12 protein-coding genes and 3 tRNA genes are annotated in these 15719 nt (G+C 60.6%); 7 read left to right on the top strand and 8 right to left on the bottom strand.

Translation table 11 applies throughout. The features are described from left to right. Nucleotide 1 precedes the first annotated feature (1 nt). The 5 genes from nrdF to rpmG all read left to right on the top strand — a co-directional run bounded on the left by nrdF (nt 2) and on the right by rpmG (nt 1559). Nucleotides 2-997, top strand: coding sequence for a class 1b ribonucleoside-diphosphate reductase subunit beta (nrdF, locus tag DKK74_RS06905; RefSeq protein ID WP_110413392.1), 996 nt, complete (start codon nt 2-4; stop codon nt 995-997). 115 nt (nt 998-1112) lie between these two features. Further along, a tRNA-Tyr gene (locus DKK74_RS06900) sits at nt 1113-1194 on the top strand. 1 nt (nt 1195) lies between these two features. Beyond that, a tRNA-Thr gene (locus tag DKK74_RS06895) sits at nt 1196-1267 on the top strand. A gap of 4 nt (nt 1268-1271) precedes the next feature. Further along, nucleotides 1272-1345 (top strand) — tRNA-Met (locus tag DKK74_RS06890). A gap of 46 nt (nt 1346-1391) precedes the next feature. Beyond that, nucleotides 1392-1559 carry a 50S ribosomal protein L33 gene (gene rpmG / locus DKK74_RS06885; RefSeq protein ID WP_015022386.1) on the top strand — a complete coding sequence of 56 codons (168 nt, stop codon included), beginning with the start codon at nt 1392-1394 and terminating at the stop codon, nt 1557-1559. A gap of 160 nt (nt 1560-1719) precedes the next feature. On the opposite strand, the gene DKK74_RS06880 is transcribed toward rpmG, so the two are convergent. The 5 genes from DKK74_RS06880 to DKK74_RS06860 form a co-directional block, all read right to left on the bottom strand. After that, nucleotides 1720-3051, bottom strand: a complete 1332-nt coding sequence (locus DKK74_RS06880) for an O-acetylhomoserine aminocarboxypropyltransferase/cysteine synthase family protein (RefSeq protein WP_110413391.1) — start codon at nt 3049-3051, stop codon at nt 1720-1722. Nucleotides 3052-3163: 112 nt separating this feature from the next. Continuing rightward, on the bottom strand, nt 3164-4945 hold the full coding sequence (locus DKK74_RS06875; RefSeq protein WP_110413390.1) for an ATP-binding cassette domain-containing protein: 1782 nt from the start codon (nt 4943-4945) through the stop codon (nt 3164-3166). Further along, nucleotides 4942-6762, bottom strand: coding sequence for an ABC transporter permease (locus DKK74_RS06870; RefSeq protein WP_110413389.1), 1821 nt, complete (start codon nt 6760-6762; stop codon nt 4942-4944). Before DKK74_RS06870 ends, DKK74_RS06875 begins: the two co-directional genes overlap by 4 nt. Nucleotides 6763-6771: 9 nt before the next feature. After that, nucleotides 6772-7962 (bottom strand): ABC transporter substrate-binding protein, encoded by a 1191-nt coding sequence (locus DKK74_RS06865; RefSeq protein WP_258334486.1) that lies wholly within the window; start codon nt 7960-7962, stop codon nt 6772-6774. Nucleotides 7963-8011: 49 nt separating this feature from the next. Then, entirely contained in the window at nt 8012-9076 is a 1065-nt protein-coding gene (locus DKK74_RS06860; protein ID WP_110413388.1) for a uroporphyrinogen decarboxylase family protein, read from the bottom strand. 421 nt (nt 9077-9497) lie between these two features. On the opposite strand from DKK74_RS06860, the gene DKK74_RS06855 reads away from it, so the two are divergent. Both DKK74_RS06855 and DKK74_RS06850 read left to right on the top strand, forming a co-directional pair. Then, nucleotides 9498-10700 (top strand): FAD-binding protein, encoded by a 1203-nt coding sequence (locus tag DKK74_RS06855; protein ID WP_181414974.1) that lies wholly within the window; start codon nt 9498-9500, stop codon nt 10698-10700. Between the two features lie 299 nt (nt 10701-10999). Further along, the gene (locus DKK74_RS06850) at nt 11000-12445 is read left to right on the top strand and encodes a tagaturonate reductase (protein ID WP_110413665.1); all 1446 of its coding nucleotides are present in this window, start codon (nt 11000-11002) and stop codon (nt 12443-12445) included. Nucleotides 12446-12777: 332 nt separating this feature from the next. Here DKK74_RS06850 and uxuA read toward each other — a convergent pair whose 3' ends face one another. The 3 genes from uxuA to DKK74_RS06835 all read right to left on the bottom strand — a co-directional run bounded on the left by uxuA (nt 12778) and on the right by DKK74_RS06835 (nt 15600). Continuing rightward, nucleotides 12778-13884 carry a mannonate dehydratase gene (gene uxuA / locus DKK74_RS06845; RefSeq protein WP_110413386.1) on the bottom strand — a complete coding sequence of 369 codons (1107 nt, stop codon included), beginning with the start codon at nt 13882-13884 and terminating at the stop codon, nt 12778-12780. 73 nt (nt 13885-13957) lie between these two features. Beyond that, nucleotides 13958-14665 (bottom strand): mannitol dehydrogenase family protein, encoded by a 708-nt coding sequence (locus tag DKK74_RS06840; protein ID WP_375537559.1) that lies wholly within the window; start codon nt 14663-14665, stop codon nt 13958-13960. Next, nucleotides 14626-15600: a hypothetical protein gene (locus DKK74_RS06835; protein WP_110413384.1), complete on the bottom strand. Its 975-nt coding sequence runs from the start codon at nt 15598-15600 to the stop codon at nt 14626-14628. The genes DKK74_RS06840 and DKK74_RS06835 overlap by 40 nt, the downstream gene beginning before the upstream one ends. Nucleotides 15601-15719 lie beyond the last annotated feature (119 nt).

Raw genomic sequence — 15719 nt, 5'->3', positions numbered from 1 at the left:
CATGGTCCCACCCATTTCCATTCCCCGGCAGCCGCTGAAGCTGATCGACCGGGTCTCCGCCATCAACTGGAACCGTCTGGAGGACGAGAAGGACCTGGAGGTCTGGGACCGTCTGACCGGCAACTTCTGGCTGCCCGAGAAGGTTCCCGTCAGCAATGATCTGCCCTCCTGGCAGGCCATGAGCGAGGAGGAGCACACCCTGACCATGCGGGTCTTCACCGGTCTGACCCTTCTGGACACCATCCAGGGGACCGTGGGCGCCGTCAGCCTGATCCCGGATGCGCTGACCCCCCATGAGGAGGCGGTCTACACCAACATCGCCTTTATGGAGTCGGTTCATGCCAAGTCCTACTCCTCCATCTTCTCCACGCTGGCCTCCACGCCTCAGATCGACGCCGCCTTCGAGTGGAGCGAGCACAATGAGTTCCTCCAGCGCAAGGCCCAGATCGTCCTGGACTACTATGAGGGCGACAATCCCCTGAAACGCAAGGTGGCCTCCACCCTGCTGGAGTCCTTCCTCTTCTACTCGGGCTTCTACCTGCCCATGTACTTCTCCAGCCATGCCAAGCTGACCAACACGGCTGATCTGATCCGTCTGATTATCCGTGATGAGGCCGTGCACGGCTACTACATCGGCTACAAGTACCAGAAGGGGCTGGCCAAGGTCTCCGACTCCGAGCGTCAGGCCATGAGCGACTATACCTATGAGCTCCTGGGCGACCTGTACGACAACGAGGTGGAATACACCGAGAGCCTGTATTCAGGAGTGGGCCTGGTGGAGGACGTCTCCAAGTTCCTGCGCTACAACGGCAACAAGGCGCTGATGAACCTGGGCTATCCGGCACTCTTCCCCTCGGACAGCACCGACGTGAATCCGGCCATCATCGCCTCGCTGAGCCCCAACGCCGACGAGAACCATGACTTCTTCTCCGGCTCGGGTTCCTCCTATGTCATGGGCAAGGCCGTGGAGACGGACGACGACGACTGGGATTTCTGACCCATCTGTCCCGCTCTGACACGGAAGACACGGCGTGGAGCGGGACTTGCGGAAAATGGAAAAACATGTCATTATAGGCAAGTTGCCGTACGGAGCTCCGGTTCTAGTGCGACATGGCGGATTTCCCAAGCGGTCAAAGGGAGCTGACTGTAAATCAGCCGCGTAATGCTTCAGAGGTTCGAATCCTCTATCCGCCACGCCTCGGTAGCTCAGTGGCAGAGCACTTCCTTGGTAAGGAAGAGGTCGTGAGTCCGATTCTCACCCGAGGCTCTCTGGCGGGGTAGCTCAGCTGGCTAGAGCGTACGACTCATAATCGTAAGGTCAAGAGTTCGAGTCTCTTCCTCGCTACTGTGGCCGACATACGTCGGTCGTGCAACGACTATAGAGGTGAACCATGGCAAAAGCCGCAGATATCCGTCCTGGCATTACGCTGGCGTGCACCGTGTGCAAGGAGCGTAATTACATTACGACCAAGAACCGTCGTAACACTCCTGACCGTCTGGAGCTCAAGAAGTTCTGCCCCCGTTGCGGCAAGCATACCCTGCACCGGGAGACTCGCTGAGTTCTTCCTATCGTTTGGCTTCATAAGGACCCGACCACCTGGTCGGGTCCTTTTTTATACAAGAGGCTCTTCTTTATGCAACTCTGCATATATGTCTGCTCCGTATTATCCGGGATGTGTTGGGAGCAGAACGGGTTTTGTGATGTAGAGGACGCAGCTTTTAGAGCGTGTTCGGGTAGGCGGCTGCAAAGGCCTGATCCAGGTCGGCGACCAGGTCATTCGGGTTCTCCAGACCTACGGAGATCCGAATCAGGTCGTCGCCCACACCGGCACTGAGGCGATAGAGGCCTGGAACCTCCCTGTGGGTGATCCTGGCCGGGTCCACAATCAGGGTGCGGCAGTCGCCGATGTTGGGCATGTAGCTCATGAGACGCACCGAGTCCACGATGCGCTTGACCTGCCCGTAGCCTCCCTGGACCTTGAAGGAGAGGATCGTGCCGACGCCCTTGGGCAGCAGGGTTGATGCCAGGCGGTTCTGCTGGTCCGCATCGCCCTGGCGCCGGCCCTCGGGAATGCCCGAGTAGTTGACCTGCTCCACCTGGGGAATGGTCAGCAGGTGGCGGGCCAGGATTGCTGCCGTCTTTACCTCGGTGGCGACCCGCTGGGCCAGGGTCTCAAGGCCGGTCAGCTGCAGGTAGGCGGTGAAAGGGCTCATGACGGCCCCGAAGGTGTGCAGGTATTTGGTATGGACCCTGTGGAGGAAGGCCATCTTGCCGAAGGCATCCAGAAAGCTGACCATGGACCCGTGTCGTTCGTCGCTGATGATCAGTTCGGGCTGGCTCATTTGCGGAAAGCGGCCGTTGCCCCAGTCGAATCGCCCCGCATCCACGATGACCCCGCCCAGGGCATTGCCGTGGCCACTGATCCCCTTGGTGGTCGAGTGGACGACGATGTCGGCGCCGAAGTCGATAGGGTTGAGCAGATACGGCGTGGGCACCGTATTGTCGATGATCAGGGCCAGCCCATGCCGATGGGCCAGGTCGGCCAGGTCGGGGATGTCGGCTATGGCTGTGGACGGATTGGCCACGGACTCGGCGAAGATGGCCCTGGTGTTGTCCTGGATCAGGGATTCCACCTCGTCAAGGTCGTTGATGTCGCCCACAAAATCCGTTTCGATGCCGAAGTTGGGAAAGAAGGTCTTCATGGCATCCACCGAGGTCCCATAAAGATCGACCGGGGAAATTAGTCTCCCGCCGCCTTCGGCTGCGCACATGAGGGCTGACGACACGGCTGCCATCCCCGAGGCCATGGCTACAGCCCCCTTGCCCCCCTCCAGACTGGCCAGGCGGTCCTCCAGAACCTTGACCGTGGGGTTGGCCAGGCGGGAGTATGAGAATCCTTGAATTTCGCCGGCGGCCAGGGCATCTCCCCGGTCGGCGGTGACCATGTCAAAGGCGGCCGACTGGTAGATGGGGACGCTGGCTGCGCCCCCGCCCTGGCTTTGACAGTCATAGCCGTCATGGACGGCTCTTGTTGCGAATCCTTTGCTCATACGGTTGTGCCCCTCTGCTTGTGTCCGGTCGGGAATCCCTTGCTAGCCCACCATCGAATCTTCTTTCAGAGTCTCAGGCAAGGTTGCTCCCATAGGTGTTCCTTATCGCCCGCTATCGGGAGGTTGCCTTGCCCAGGTATGCCTGGCGGACACGTTCATCATTCAAGAGCTGTCGGGCAGGCCCCTCCAGACGGATCAGGCCGTTCTGCAGCACGTACCCGTAGTCGGCGATGGACAGGGCCAGCTCGGCCTGCTGCTCGACCAAAAGGATGGAGATGCCCAGCTGGTCGCGAAGGGAGGCGATCTGCTCAAGCACCTGGTCGACCAGCTTGGGCGATAGGCCCATGGTCGGCTCGTCCATGCATATCAGCCGGGGATGGCTCATCAGGGCCCTGCCGAAGGCCAGCATCTGCTGCTCGCCTCCTGAAAGGGTGCCGGCCTGCTGCCCGCGGCGTTCGGCCAGGCGGGGGAAGCGCTCATATATGGTATCCAGATCCTGCTCGATCTGATTGCGCTCCCTTTGGGTGTAGGCGCCCATACGCAGGTTCTCCTCCACGCTCATGGCCGCGAAGACCCTTCTTGCCTCCGGAACTGAGGCGATTCCGGAACGGACCCGATCCTTGGTGGGGGTGTGGGTGATTTCCTGTCCATCCAAACGGATGGTCCCCTCCTTTGGAGCCAGCAGGCCCAGGATGGTCTTCATGGTTGTGGACTTGCCTGAAGCATTCCCGCCCAGGAGGGAGACGATGCCGCCTTGAGGAATGCGAAGACTGACATGATCCAGGGCCTTGACCGGGCCATAGCTCACATCGACGCCATCCAGGGAGAGCAATGTTCGTGCCCCCTCGGCGGTCGGCTTCCCCTCATCATCATCAGAGGCCTCAGCCTTGGCTCTCAGCCTGGTTCCTGTGCTGTCGGGATCCTGGCCATCAATCGGTTCCGCAGCGGTGACCGAAGCCAGGGCGTTCTGCCGGGCCAGAACATCCGCCTGCCCGTTCATGGGGGCATTGTTGCGGGGTCTGCGGTCGCCCAGGTATGCGGTGATGACGCGGGGGTCGGCACTGACCTGCCTGGGAAGTCCGGAGGCGATGATCCGGCCGCCGTCCATGGCGATGACCTGGTCGCAAAGCGCTTCGATCAGATCGATCTTGTGCTCGACCAGAAGCATGGTCTGACCTTGGGCCTTGAGCTCCAGGAGCTGTTGCAGTACCTCGGCTGTCTCCGACTGGTTCATCCCTGCGGTGGGTTCGTCCAAGACCAGGATGTCAGGGGAACTGACGTGGGCTCTGGCGATTTCGGTGCGGCGCCTGTTGGCGTAGGACAGGGTGTAGGCGGCCTGGGTGCGATGCTCCTCCAGGCGCTCGCTGAATCTGTCGATCTCGGACTGGACGGCCTTGCGTTCGGCGACCGCCTCCCTCCCGCAGGCGGGACCGGGCACCAGCGTCAGCCAGGTCTGCGTCAGCAGGGGGATCCATCGCAGGATGGGCCACCTCTCCAGACGGCGAAAGGGCCTGCGGGCTTCCAGGCGCCTATGGAATCCCACGGCCACGTTCTCCTCAACGCTCATGGCCGGGAAGACCCTACCGTTCTGGAAGGTGCGTGACACCCCCTGCTCGGCCATGTCCGTAGCGGGCAGGCCGGTCACGGTGCGTCCCCTCAGGCTGATCTGGCCCGAGTCGGGCTTGAGAAAGCCGCAGATCAGGTTGATGGTCGTGGACTTTCCTGATCCGTTGGGGCCGATAATGCCTATCACCTGGCCGGATGCCAGATCCATGTTGACGTCGGCCACCGCCTGCAGTCCCTGGAAGCTCTTGCTCAGATCGCGCACGCTGAGCAGGGGTTGATCGGGATTGTCGCGTGCGGGTTCGGGACTATGCTGACTGCCTGTCATCATGCCCTCCTTTTGGTTGAGAACAGGCCTTGTGGTCTGCAGATGATGAAGATGATCAGGACGAGTCCGTAGGCCATGATTCTCACCTCGGGCAGGATACGCAGCAGTTCAGGGGCCCCTACCAGGATCAGGGAGCCGATCACAGCTCCGGTCGGGGACTTCATGCCACCCAGGACGATGATGGTCAGAATCAGGGTCGACATGGTCGGATTGAAGAGGGTCGGGTCGATATAGGTGTACTGGTGTGCCAGCAGGGCTCCTGCGATACCTGCCGACCCGCATGCCAGGGCATAGGCCAGCGCCTTGTAGGCCCCTGTCCTGATCCCCAGGGACCAGGCCGCTTGTCCGTCCTCGCCGATGGCCTCGAAGACGTGGCCCAGATGTGAGGACCGGATCCGGGAGGTCACTGCAAGGACCAGAAGAAGAATGACCAGATCCAGCAGGTACTGCATCTGTTGGGTGTAGAGCGGCTTGCCCAGGAATGTCGGCAGGGGAATGCCTTGCAGACCTAGCGAGCCCCTGGTCAGAGGTTCCCAGATGCGGATGATGGCGACCATGACTGCTCCCACGCCTATGGTGGCGATAGCCACATAGTGGCCACTGAGCTTCCATACCGGGAATGTCAGCAGGGATGCGGCCAGGGCGGCGATGACGGCCGCGCCCAGCAGGGAGAGGGTGAAGGGCCAATGCAGACGCATGGTCAGCAGGGCCGAGGCGTAGGCTCCCACGGCCACAGGTCCTGCCAACCCCAGGATGGTCTGACCGGCTGATCCTGAGATCAGCGTCAGGCCCACTGCGGCAATGGCGTATATGGCAACCTGGGTCCCGATGCCGGCCAGATGGTCGGAGAAAATGAAGGGGGTGGCCAGGGCGGCTGCTGCAAGGCCGAGGTTGGCCCAAAGCGGCAGACGGATGGGTCTGGCGGCTTCCGGTAGGGTTCCGGTCATGGGTTCCTTGCCCATGTCTGCCTTGCGGCCCAGGAATCCCGAGGGCTTGAGAATCAGAACCAACAGGAGGGTGCCGAAGGTGATCAGGTCGTGCACGCCATCGCCGAAGAGTCCTACGCCGACGGCTTCGGCCAAACCTAGAACCAGGCCCCCGATGATGGCTCCGGGGATGGAGCCCAGCCCGCCGATGGCGGCGGCCACAAAGGCTGTCATGCCGATGGCGTTGCCGTCCATGGGGTTGATGTTCGTCTTGAACAGGCCGATGAAAATTCCGGCGATGCCCGCCAGAATCGAACCGATGACGAAAGCTATGGTGCGAATGGAGGTGACCGGCACCCCCATCTGCAACGCGGCCTGGGAGTCCTGCGAGGTGGCCCTGATGGCCTGTCCGGTCCTGCCGTAGGTCAAGAAGGCCCAGAGCGCAACCATGCTGGCCAGGGCGACCAGACCCATGACCAGGTCGGAGGTGCCGAAGCTGATGCCCAACGCATGCAGGTTGTGGGTGGGCAGCAGCTGGGGGAAGGCCCTGGTCTGAGAGCCAAAGATCAGCTGCATCCCGTTATCCAGCACCTGCCCTAGGCCGACAGTGCCCAAGAGCGCGGCGATCGGCTGCCGGCCTTCCAGGGGAGTGATGACCAGGAGGTTGGTGACCAGGCCGACCAGACCCGTGACCAGGACGACGGCCAGTATGGTGGGAACGAGTCCCCAGCCTAGGGAGGAGCCTACCCACCAGGCCGTCATCATGCCTACCGCTACCAGGGATCCTTGTGCGAAATTGGCCACATTGGTCACTCCGAAGACCAGGGACATCCCCACGGCAGCCAGAGCGTAAACGCCGCCGTGGATGAGTCCGGAAAAGAGCGTCTCGACCATGATCGTTGCTCACTCCTCGATCTGTTTGAATTTGCCCTGATCCACCTGGAGGAGGATGGGCTTGATCGTGTCCGCCCGTCGGGTCTTGGTATTGAACCGGAAGGTCCCTCCCCGGCCTTGGTAGAGCGGGAAGTCCTTGACCTTGCCTAGGGCCTCCTGGATGCCCTCCCTGGTGGGGCTGGTCTTCTCGCCCGCGTAGGCCAGATCCATAATGGCCTGGTAGGCAGTGATTTCGAAGTTGCCCGGAACAGTGTGGTACCGGTCCTCGAAGCTCTTGACGAAAGCCTTGGCCTTCGCATCCTTGGTGCCTGTCGCAGAAAAGACGCCGGTAATGATGGCCCCTTGGGCGTTCGCTCCGGTCAGGGAGAGGAACTCCTTGGTCTCCTGACCGCCGAAGAATGGTCCCTTATAGTCCAGCTTGTCTCGCAGGGTGTTGGCGACCAGCGCTCCATCCGGTCCGTAGCCGATGTCCACCACGGCATCGGGGGCAGCATTCTTGGCTGGGATCAGTATCGGAGTCAGGTCCGTGGAATCTGGCAGATAGGAGGACTGGTAGACGATCTGCACCCCGAGCCGTTCCGCAGCCTCCTTGAAGTACTGGAAGGATTCCTTCCCCCAGTCGTTTTCCAGATAGACGACGGAGATCTTCTTGGCTCGTTTGGACACTGCCTCAGCGTTGACTTCCTGGTTGATCTTCTGTGAGATCTGGGGTGTCCATACATGATCACCTGAATTCGTGAAAGTCGGCGAGGAGTTGTTGAAGCCGTAATGGACCAGTCCAGCCTGCTGGAAGATGGGCGATGCGGCTGAGGAGGCCGGCGAGGAGTAGTCTCCCACAACGGCGATGACCGATTTGTCGGAGGCGATCTTGGGGGCGACGGCGGCATCCTGTTTGGCGTCTGATTGGGTGTCGTAGTAGTCGATGTTCAGGCGCTTGCCCTGTATTCCGCCCTTCTTGTTGACCTGGTCCTTGGCCAGGTCGAAGCCCTGCTGGAACATCTTGCCGTACTCGGCGTAGAGACCGGTCTTAGGGTAAATGGCAGCGATGGTCACATGATCCGACGATCCTGCGGAGGAGCCCTGGTCGCCCCCCAATCCGCAGGCCGACAGCGCTCCGGCCATGGCCATGGTGATCATGAGGGCAACCATTGCCCTGATGGTGCCATGATGCGGCTGGTGCTGCTTTGATGTGATGACCATGATGTCTCCCTTGGAGTTTGACGGTTGATGTCGAGGGTTGTTTGTGGTTTCAGAGTTGCTTGGGGGCCCGGGTTCCGCTCAGAAGGCGCAGGGCTTCCTCGTCGGCGGGCGTCGGGATGGTGCATGAGGGCGCCAGGAGGAAGGGACGGCCTTGACGGGCCTGGATGGTCTGATCCAATTCCTTGCGGATCTGGTCCACGTCGCCGCCTGGGTTGAAGAGTTCGAAGTCGGCTCCGCCCACGGGTACAGCAGGAAAGTCGGTGCTGATTTCAGGATTGCCTGGGCGGAACTGATCCCAATGAAGAAAATCAGGATTCAGATCGGTGAATTCTTCAGGATGCGCATCCTCCCGGCAGGTATGCACCAGGACCAGGGCTTCCGGATTGGCCTGTCTGACCGCCCGGAGCACGATCCGGTCATAGGGCTTGGCCCATTCCTCCAGTTGCGCCTGGTTGAAGTAGCCATGGCTGGCCAGGCCCGTTTCGGCGAAGAAGATGCCGTCCAGGCCGGCCCCGCCTTGCTCCTTGGGTCTGACCAGCAGGGTTGCGTAGTCGGCAAGGGTCCGGGCGATGTTGTCCAGCGCTGACTTGGCTGCCTCGGGCTGGGCGAAGATCAGCGTCTGCCTGTTCAGATTCCTGTCCTCCTCCTGCGCGGAGCCCTGCCCCTCGGGGTAGAGGGGGAGATCGGCCAATTGAAGGAGGACCGAGAGCGGGGAGAAGACCGTGTCGATGACTGCTCGGTCCTCCAGGCCGTCTCGGATGATCCTGGCGGCCTGGATCTGCTCTTGGAGGACCCTGTTGGTTTCAGGATCGCGGTAGTCGATGCGGGCGATGTCCCCTGCCTCCTGGATGGCCGTGCGGACAGTGCGCGGGATCAGCCAATCATAGTGATCCCTGTCGTAGACTGCGTCCCAGACCTCGGCATAGTAGATGGCCCTCGGGTTGATCTTGACCCAGTCCCAATCCCACTTGCGAACGAAGTCCAAGGTGGCTGCGGCAAAATTCTCGGCACCGTACTCGTGCCCGATGTGGTGCTGCCAGGCGGAGGTCAGCCAGGCTTGTTTCCCCTGGTCATGGGTTATCTGGTGGAACTGGGTTCGTCTGTCTTCTGTCATTGCATGCTCGTTTCCTGGTGCGTGTCCTATGGACGCCCGGTCAGGTGTCCAGGTATCTCCGGTGCTCTTGGTTCGGAACAGGGCTTTGGGGATTCCCCTTTCCAAAGCTCTTGTCACATAAAACCCCAAGTAAGCAGCCCGGTCAACGATCTGGCATATAGGTAATATCTATCGCCGCTAATCGTCCCCTGGGCCTGCGCGGGTCTTGCAAAAGCTATAGGAAAACCTGATAGGGGTGGGGCAGACCAGACTTCGCGGCCGCCTGGACGCCCTAGCTTCGCTATCTGAGTATGGCCGATTGATGATCGCCAAGGGCGACAGGGAGCATTCCAGGTCTGGCATGGCTTCTGCTCGGGAGAGGCCCTCATAAGGGGACGATGATACAGTGAATTGCATGCCTGATGTATCCTCCAGAGACGCCATTCCGACATTTGCTGATATCACCACCATGGGTGTGGGAGGACACATTGCAGCCTTTGTTCAGCCACACGACAGGGTCGGGCTGATCGAGGCCGTGGAGGGCGCGGATTCCAAGGGGCTGCCCCTCTGCCTGATCGGTGGGGGATCCAACCTGCTTGCCTCTGACCAGGACTTTCCCGGCGTGGTTGTGCGTGATACCCGTCAGGACATCAGCGTGCCTGACGAGGTGGCCCCGCCTGAGGGCGGCGTTCCCGTCGTCCATATCAACGCCACGGCTGGGACCAACTGGGATGATCTGGTCTCCTACTGCGTGCGCATGCACCTGATCGGGCTGGAGGGCCTATCCGGCATCCCAGGGACTGTCGGGGCCTCGGTGGTCCAGAACATCGGCGCCTACGGCCAGGAGGTCGGATGCCTTGTCGACTCGGTCGAGGTATGGGACCGCCAGAACAAGGTCACCGCCTATCTGCGGGCCTCGGATCTGGATTTCGGATACAGAACCTCACTGCTCAAGCAGACCATGTACCAGGCGCCGGCTGTGCCCGACGCACGGTTCTTCCCCACGCCCCGCTATGTGGTCCTTTCGGTCACCCTGGTCCTGCGACATGGGTCCGCCGCTCGGGTGGATTCGGCCCAGCTTGCCAAGGCCCTGGGTGTGCAGGTCGGGGCAACGCTTCCCCTGGAGCGGATCCGACAGGCGGTTCTGACCGTCAGGGCAGGCAAGGGGATGCTGGAGGATCCCTACCGGTACCTGACCGATTGGATGGGATCATGTCGTCGGACCTCCGACCTGGAAGAGGCTCTGGAGGCAGTCCAGGGTGACCTTCATGGCCCCAGGGGCGAGCGGGTGCTGCTTGACCGCCATAGCTGCGGCAGTTTCTTCACCAATCCGATCATCAGTCGTGAGGCCGCGAATGCTCTGCCGGTGGATGCCCCGCGCTATCCTGTCGAAGACTCGGCGTTGGTCAAGACCTCAGCAGCCTGGCTGATTGATCATTCAGGCTTCCACAAGGGCTTCTCCTTGGAGGAGGGGTCGGCTGCAGCCCTGTCCGACGTGCACACGCTGGCCTTGACCAACCGGGGAGGCGCCGGCTCCGACGACATGGTGGCCTTGGCCCGTGCCATACAGAAAGGCGTGGATTCCACCTTCGGCATCCGCCTGATTCCCGAACCTGTCACCCCGGGTATCGACTTGGCCTGGTAGCCCTGCTCGAGGATTCCTTTCTCCCGACCCTCAGATCGAGGCAAGGATCTGAGGGTCTGTTTTATACAAAGTACACATCAACAATGCCGGGACAAGCAACAGCTGGCAACATATTCCTCCGCCATCCCTCTATCACATAGCATGAAAACAGCAAAGGACGAATCGGACGGTTACCGCCTTGTCGCGGGTTGAGACAGGTCTGTCGGATCCATCAGTCCTGGTCATGGAAGGAATGGCATGGCGGTTCCCATGACATAGCGGTCGGCGGGCGGGAGGCAAACGGACGGAAAGGAAGCATCGTGGAGAGGCTGCAGGAAGCAGTGGCCGTGCATCTGGGGCTGACCAATCCAGAGGCAGCTCGACGGCCCATCAGAATCATCCAGTTCGGAGAGGGCAATTTCCTCAGAGGATTTGTTGAGTGGATAGTCCAGCAGCTCAACAACAAGGGCGTGTTTGGGGGGAACGTAGCAGTGGTCCAACCCCGGGAAAACGGCAGGGTCCAAGCCTTGGAGGACCAGGAAGAGCTTTACACCGTCATTTTGGACGGTCTCAAGGACGGACAGCCGGTCCGCAGCCATGAGCTGATTGACTCTATCGGCAAGACAGTCAACCCTTACCAGGACTGGGAGGGGTTTCTGGCTCTGGCGGATGATCCTGATACGCAGATCATCGTCTCCAACACGACCGAGGCAGGCATTGCCGTCAACGACGGGGATAAGGTCACGGACCAGCCACCAGCGGGGTATCCGGCGAAGTTGGCTCATCTGCTCAAGCGTAGGTTCGACAGGTCCATGCCAGGCTTCCTGATTATGCCCTGCGAGCTTATCGCCGACAACGGTCCGGCCCTGTATCGTGCCCTGATAAAGGTCGCCGAACGGTTCGGATGGGGTAAGGACTTCATCGACTGGCTTGATCGGGAGAACACGTTCGTATCCACCCTCGTGGATCGGATAGTCCCTGGCTACCCGTGCGAAGATGCCCAGGAGCTTTGGGGGAGGCTGGGCTACGAGGACCAGAACATGGTCAAGGCCGAGCCCTTCCTGCTCTGGGTCGTGGCCGGCGACCAGACCGCCCAGCGCAAGGTTGATGAGCTGCTTCCCGCGCGGAAGGCCGGAATCGACCTGGTGACCTGCGATGCTGTACAGCCCTACCGTGAGCGCAAGGTCTATCTGCTCAATGGTCCTCATACCACCATGGCCCAGGTGGCTCGGCTGGCTGGATTCGAGACCGTAGGACAGGTCATGGGCGATAAGACCATGCGCTCATTCATCACCCGTGAGATGGAGGAGGAGATCATCCCCGTCCAGAGCCTGCCCAAGGAGGAGCTGGAGAACTTCGCTGCTGCGGTTCGTGAGCGGTTCGACAACCCCTTTGTCCAGCATTCCTTGGATTCCATAGGGCTGAACTCGGTCTCCAAATTCGTCTCCCGCCTTCTCCCGCTGGTTACGGCCAACGTAGAGCAGGGGTGTGGGCTTCCGGAGCGGATCGTCCTGGCGCTGTCCTGCCTGTTGTGGATTTATGGTGGCAAGGCCGTTGATGCTGTGAAGATTCAGGATGATCAAAAGGTCGTCGATGCCTTTCGCGTGGCTGCCGGTCAGGATGATTTTGTCGACCGGATTCTTGCTGATGCTTCCATTTGGGGTCATGATCTGACCAGGATTGCTGGACTCACGGAAGCTGTACAGAAGAACCTGGACGATTTGGCCGACCGGGGTGTCCAGCCCCTGATTGACCGATTGGCATGAGCCAATAGTGCAAACGAGGGGTCAGTTGCTTCAAGGCAATTTGATTCTCGCGTTTACAATATGTCGGTTTTCCAAGGTTGAAAGAAACTTCCCACAGGGCGTGGTTCTGGCGGGAACACCGAATAAGTGTCTGATGCCAGGTCGGGTTTGCGATTGACCCCGACCGGCATCAGGCACTTCCTTATTCTTCGGAATTTCTTCTGCTTCGCCCTCAGGCTAGGTTTGTCTTGAGGAATGAGACAGGCAATGAGCTACGAAATTGGCGGCAATGAGAAATAAAGGCTCCCTTGCCGAACAGCATGACAAGGGGGGTCTTGCTGGATTTTGCCCCATCAACGGTTGTAGCGGTAAGCGTCCCAGACTCCAAGCAGATACTGGATGCCCATGGCGCGGTCATAAAGACCGTAACCTGGCCGCGGTCTACCGGCCTCCGTGTTCTCGCTCCACAAATGCCGTCCGTGATCTGGGCGGATGTAGCCCTGGTAATCGGCCTCGGCGTAGGCTTTCATGATGCCGACGGTGTCCACGTTCCCCTCGCTGGCGCGGTGACCCACCTCGTAGAATGAGCCCTGCTCGTCGGTGAATCGGATGTTGCGCACGTGGCTGAAGTAGATCCTGTCCATGAAGGTTTTGACTGCATCCACAGCGTCGTTACCCCGTCTGGATGAGAAGGATCCCAGGCACAGGCACAGTCCGTTGCAGGGGCTGGGATTCAGGTCCAGCACTCGTTGGATCCCCTCCTTGCTGGAGACCACGCGCGGCCAGCCGAACAGGTCGAAGGCAGGGTCGTCGGGGTGGACGGCCAGCTTGACCCCGTAGCGCTCGCAGGTGGGGATCACGGCATCCAGGAAGTACTTGAAGTTGGCGTACATCTGCTCGTGGTCCATTCCCTGATAGGCCTCCATCAGTTCAGGTTCCCAGCCGGGCACAGTCAGGGACCCGGCCCCCTTCAGGGTTTCGTCGATGATGCCCTGTGGGCTGAGCCGGTCCACCTGGTGCTGGTTGTAGTAGAGGGCGGTGGATCCGTCTGGGCAGGGGTGGAACATCTCCGTGCGCAGCCAGTCGAAGACCGGCATGAAGTTGTAGGCGACGACTTTGACCCCGGCCTTGCCCAGGTTGGCTATAGTCTCGATGTAGGCGTCAATGGCCTGGTCCCGGCTGATTCCGAGGACCGTCGAACCGGTCTTGACGGACTCATGAACGTTGACCGACTCAACCACGTCGGCATTGAAGGTCTTGGTTATGCCTGCCGCCCGATCCCTGGCAGACAACCCGGTGATTGTGGCCATGGCCTCTTCGATTTCCTCCGGCTGCCAAACCTCGCCGGTCTGTTTATGGTGCAGGGACCAGACAATGGTCTCCACCCCCGGAATCTGACGAATATCATCCAGGCTGATGGTGTCGTTGCCCTGGCCATACCAGCGGAATCCCATGTGCATGATGCTCTCTCCATACGTTCGGATCGGATGGATCCTGTCATTGTGTGTCTTGTCCAGTCAGTAGATACCCATGTCACCAGGCGCTTGCAGCTTTGTGAAGGGTGCTTGCGACGGCACCACTGCCCTGGCACATGGCTGCCAGGAAGGTCTCGATTTTGTCGGCCAGTGGGGTGGCGTTCAGATCGGTTCCGAAGATGGAGGCATCGGCCAGGATGGACTTGATCGTCGTCGCCACAGTCTCCTTCCTGACTGACCCCTTGAGTGGGATGTCGACCAGAATCCTTTGAAGCTCCTCCAGGCGCGGGTCTGGGCTGAGCTTGACCCGCCGCCCGGCATCGTCCGTACCGTTTCCATCCGAACCGATCAGCAGCCGCAGCCAGGCGGCGATGATCAGCGGGATGGCTTCCAGATCGGCGGTGTCAAGGTCCTTGGCTCGGATGTACTTGCTGATGGTGATTCCGTATCTGACCGGAATCTTCTGGGAGGTGTCGGCGCAGATACGCGCCGGTGTATCGGGCAGGCCGGGATTGGGAACCCTGATCTCGATGACCTGGCGGAGGAACTCCTTGGGGGAGAAGATGCCCGGGTCCTCGACCACAGGCAGTCCTTCCACATACCCCAGGCGGGTGACCAAGGCCTTGAGGTCCGGGTCGGCGATGGTTTTCGACATGGTCGGATACCCTAGGAGCATCCCGAAGACGGCCAGGGCCGTGTGCAGGGGGTTCAGGCAGGTGGTGACCTTCATCTGGTCGGCGGCGTTGACTGTATCCTTGTCGGCCATGTAGACTCCTGCCTTCTCCAGAGGCGGGCGTCCTGCAGGGAAGTCGTCCTCGACCACCCAATACCAGGTTTCCTCGGTGTTGGCATAGGGGGCCATGGCGGTTCCGCCCCTGGTACGGAAGGGCTCCGCATCGGCGATGCCCAGAGCCTTGAGTCGGCGACCCACTTCCGCTTCTGGGTTGGAGTGATTCTGTCGATCATGGTCAGTGGGAAGGTGATTTTGTTCTTGTCTCTGAGGTAGTCGCCGAAGCCTTTTTCGGCCAGGCCTCTCTTTATCCACTCTTCGGTCATCCGCCTGACGACCTGACCGAACCGCTCCCCGTTTCGTGAGAAGTTGTCGGTGCTGACCAGGGCCAGGGGAAGGGCACCGGCCCGGTAGCGCTCCAGCAAGAGGGCCGTGATGACTGCGATGGCGCTCTTGGCCTTGTCGGGTCCGCCCTCGAATTCCGGGGCGATCCATGGCAGCGACCGGCCTTGGGAGTCGACCAGGGCGTAGCCTTTCTCGGTGATGGTTGTGGTGACCATCTGCAGGCTGGGATTGCGGAAGACCAGCCTCAGATCACGCAGGGGCTTCGGGTCTTCGCCCAGCGGATAGGCACCTGCGATCGAGGCGGCCAACGAGGTTTTCACGGATCCGTCCGCTTTCAGGATGACCTGAAGATAGCGGTCGTCGAAGGGGGAGTAGGCCTGGTCGATGATGGCCGGGTCGAAGGATTCGACCACCGATATGCCTCGGTCGGTGGCGCCTGAATCCAGAAGTTTTTGGGCAATGGGGGCGTGAACTGCCCTGAAGAGGTTGCCTGCCCCGAAGTGGACCCAGGTAGGCGAGCGCTTGGTGGCCTGGCGCATGGCCTCGATGTCGTAGGTTGGCAGGGTGACACCGGCCTTCTGCCAGGCAGCAGTCTGATTATGTATATCGTCGCTCAGGTGAAGCATCAGTGTCTTCCTTTATCAAAAGAGCCATTCCGTGGAGACCAGGCGTACGCACTGGCCCCACTTGTTTTCGAACCTACTCAAGTGGGAGCTTGCCTGCCTTCGGAGTTGCCGTTTGTTTC

Origin of the sequence: Bifidobacterium asteroides (assembly GCF_003202755.1) — a bacterium.
Taxonomy (GTDB): Bacteria; Actinomycetota; Actinomycetes; order Actinomycetales; family Bifidobacteriaceae; genus Bombiscardovia; species Bombiscardovia asteroides_F.
This window is presented reverse-complemented; position numbering and strand designations above follow the sequence as displayed.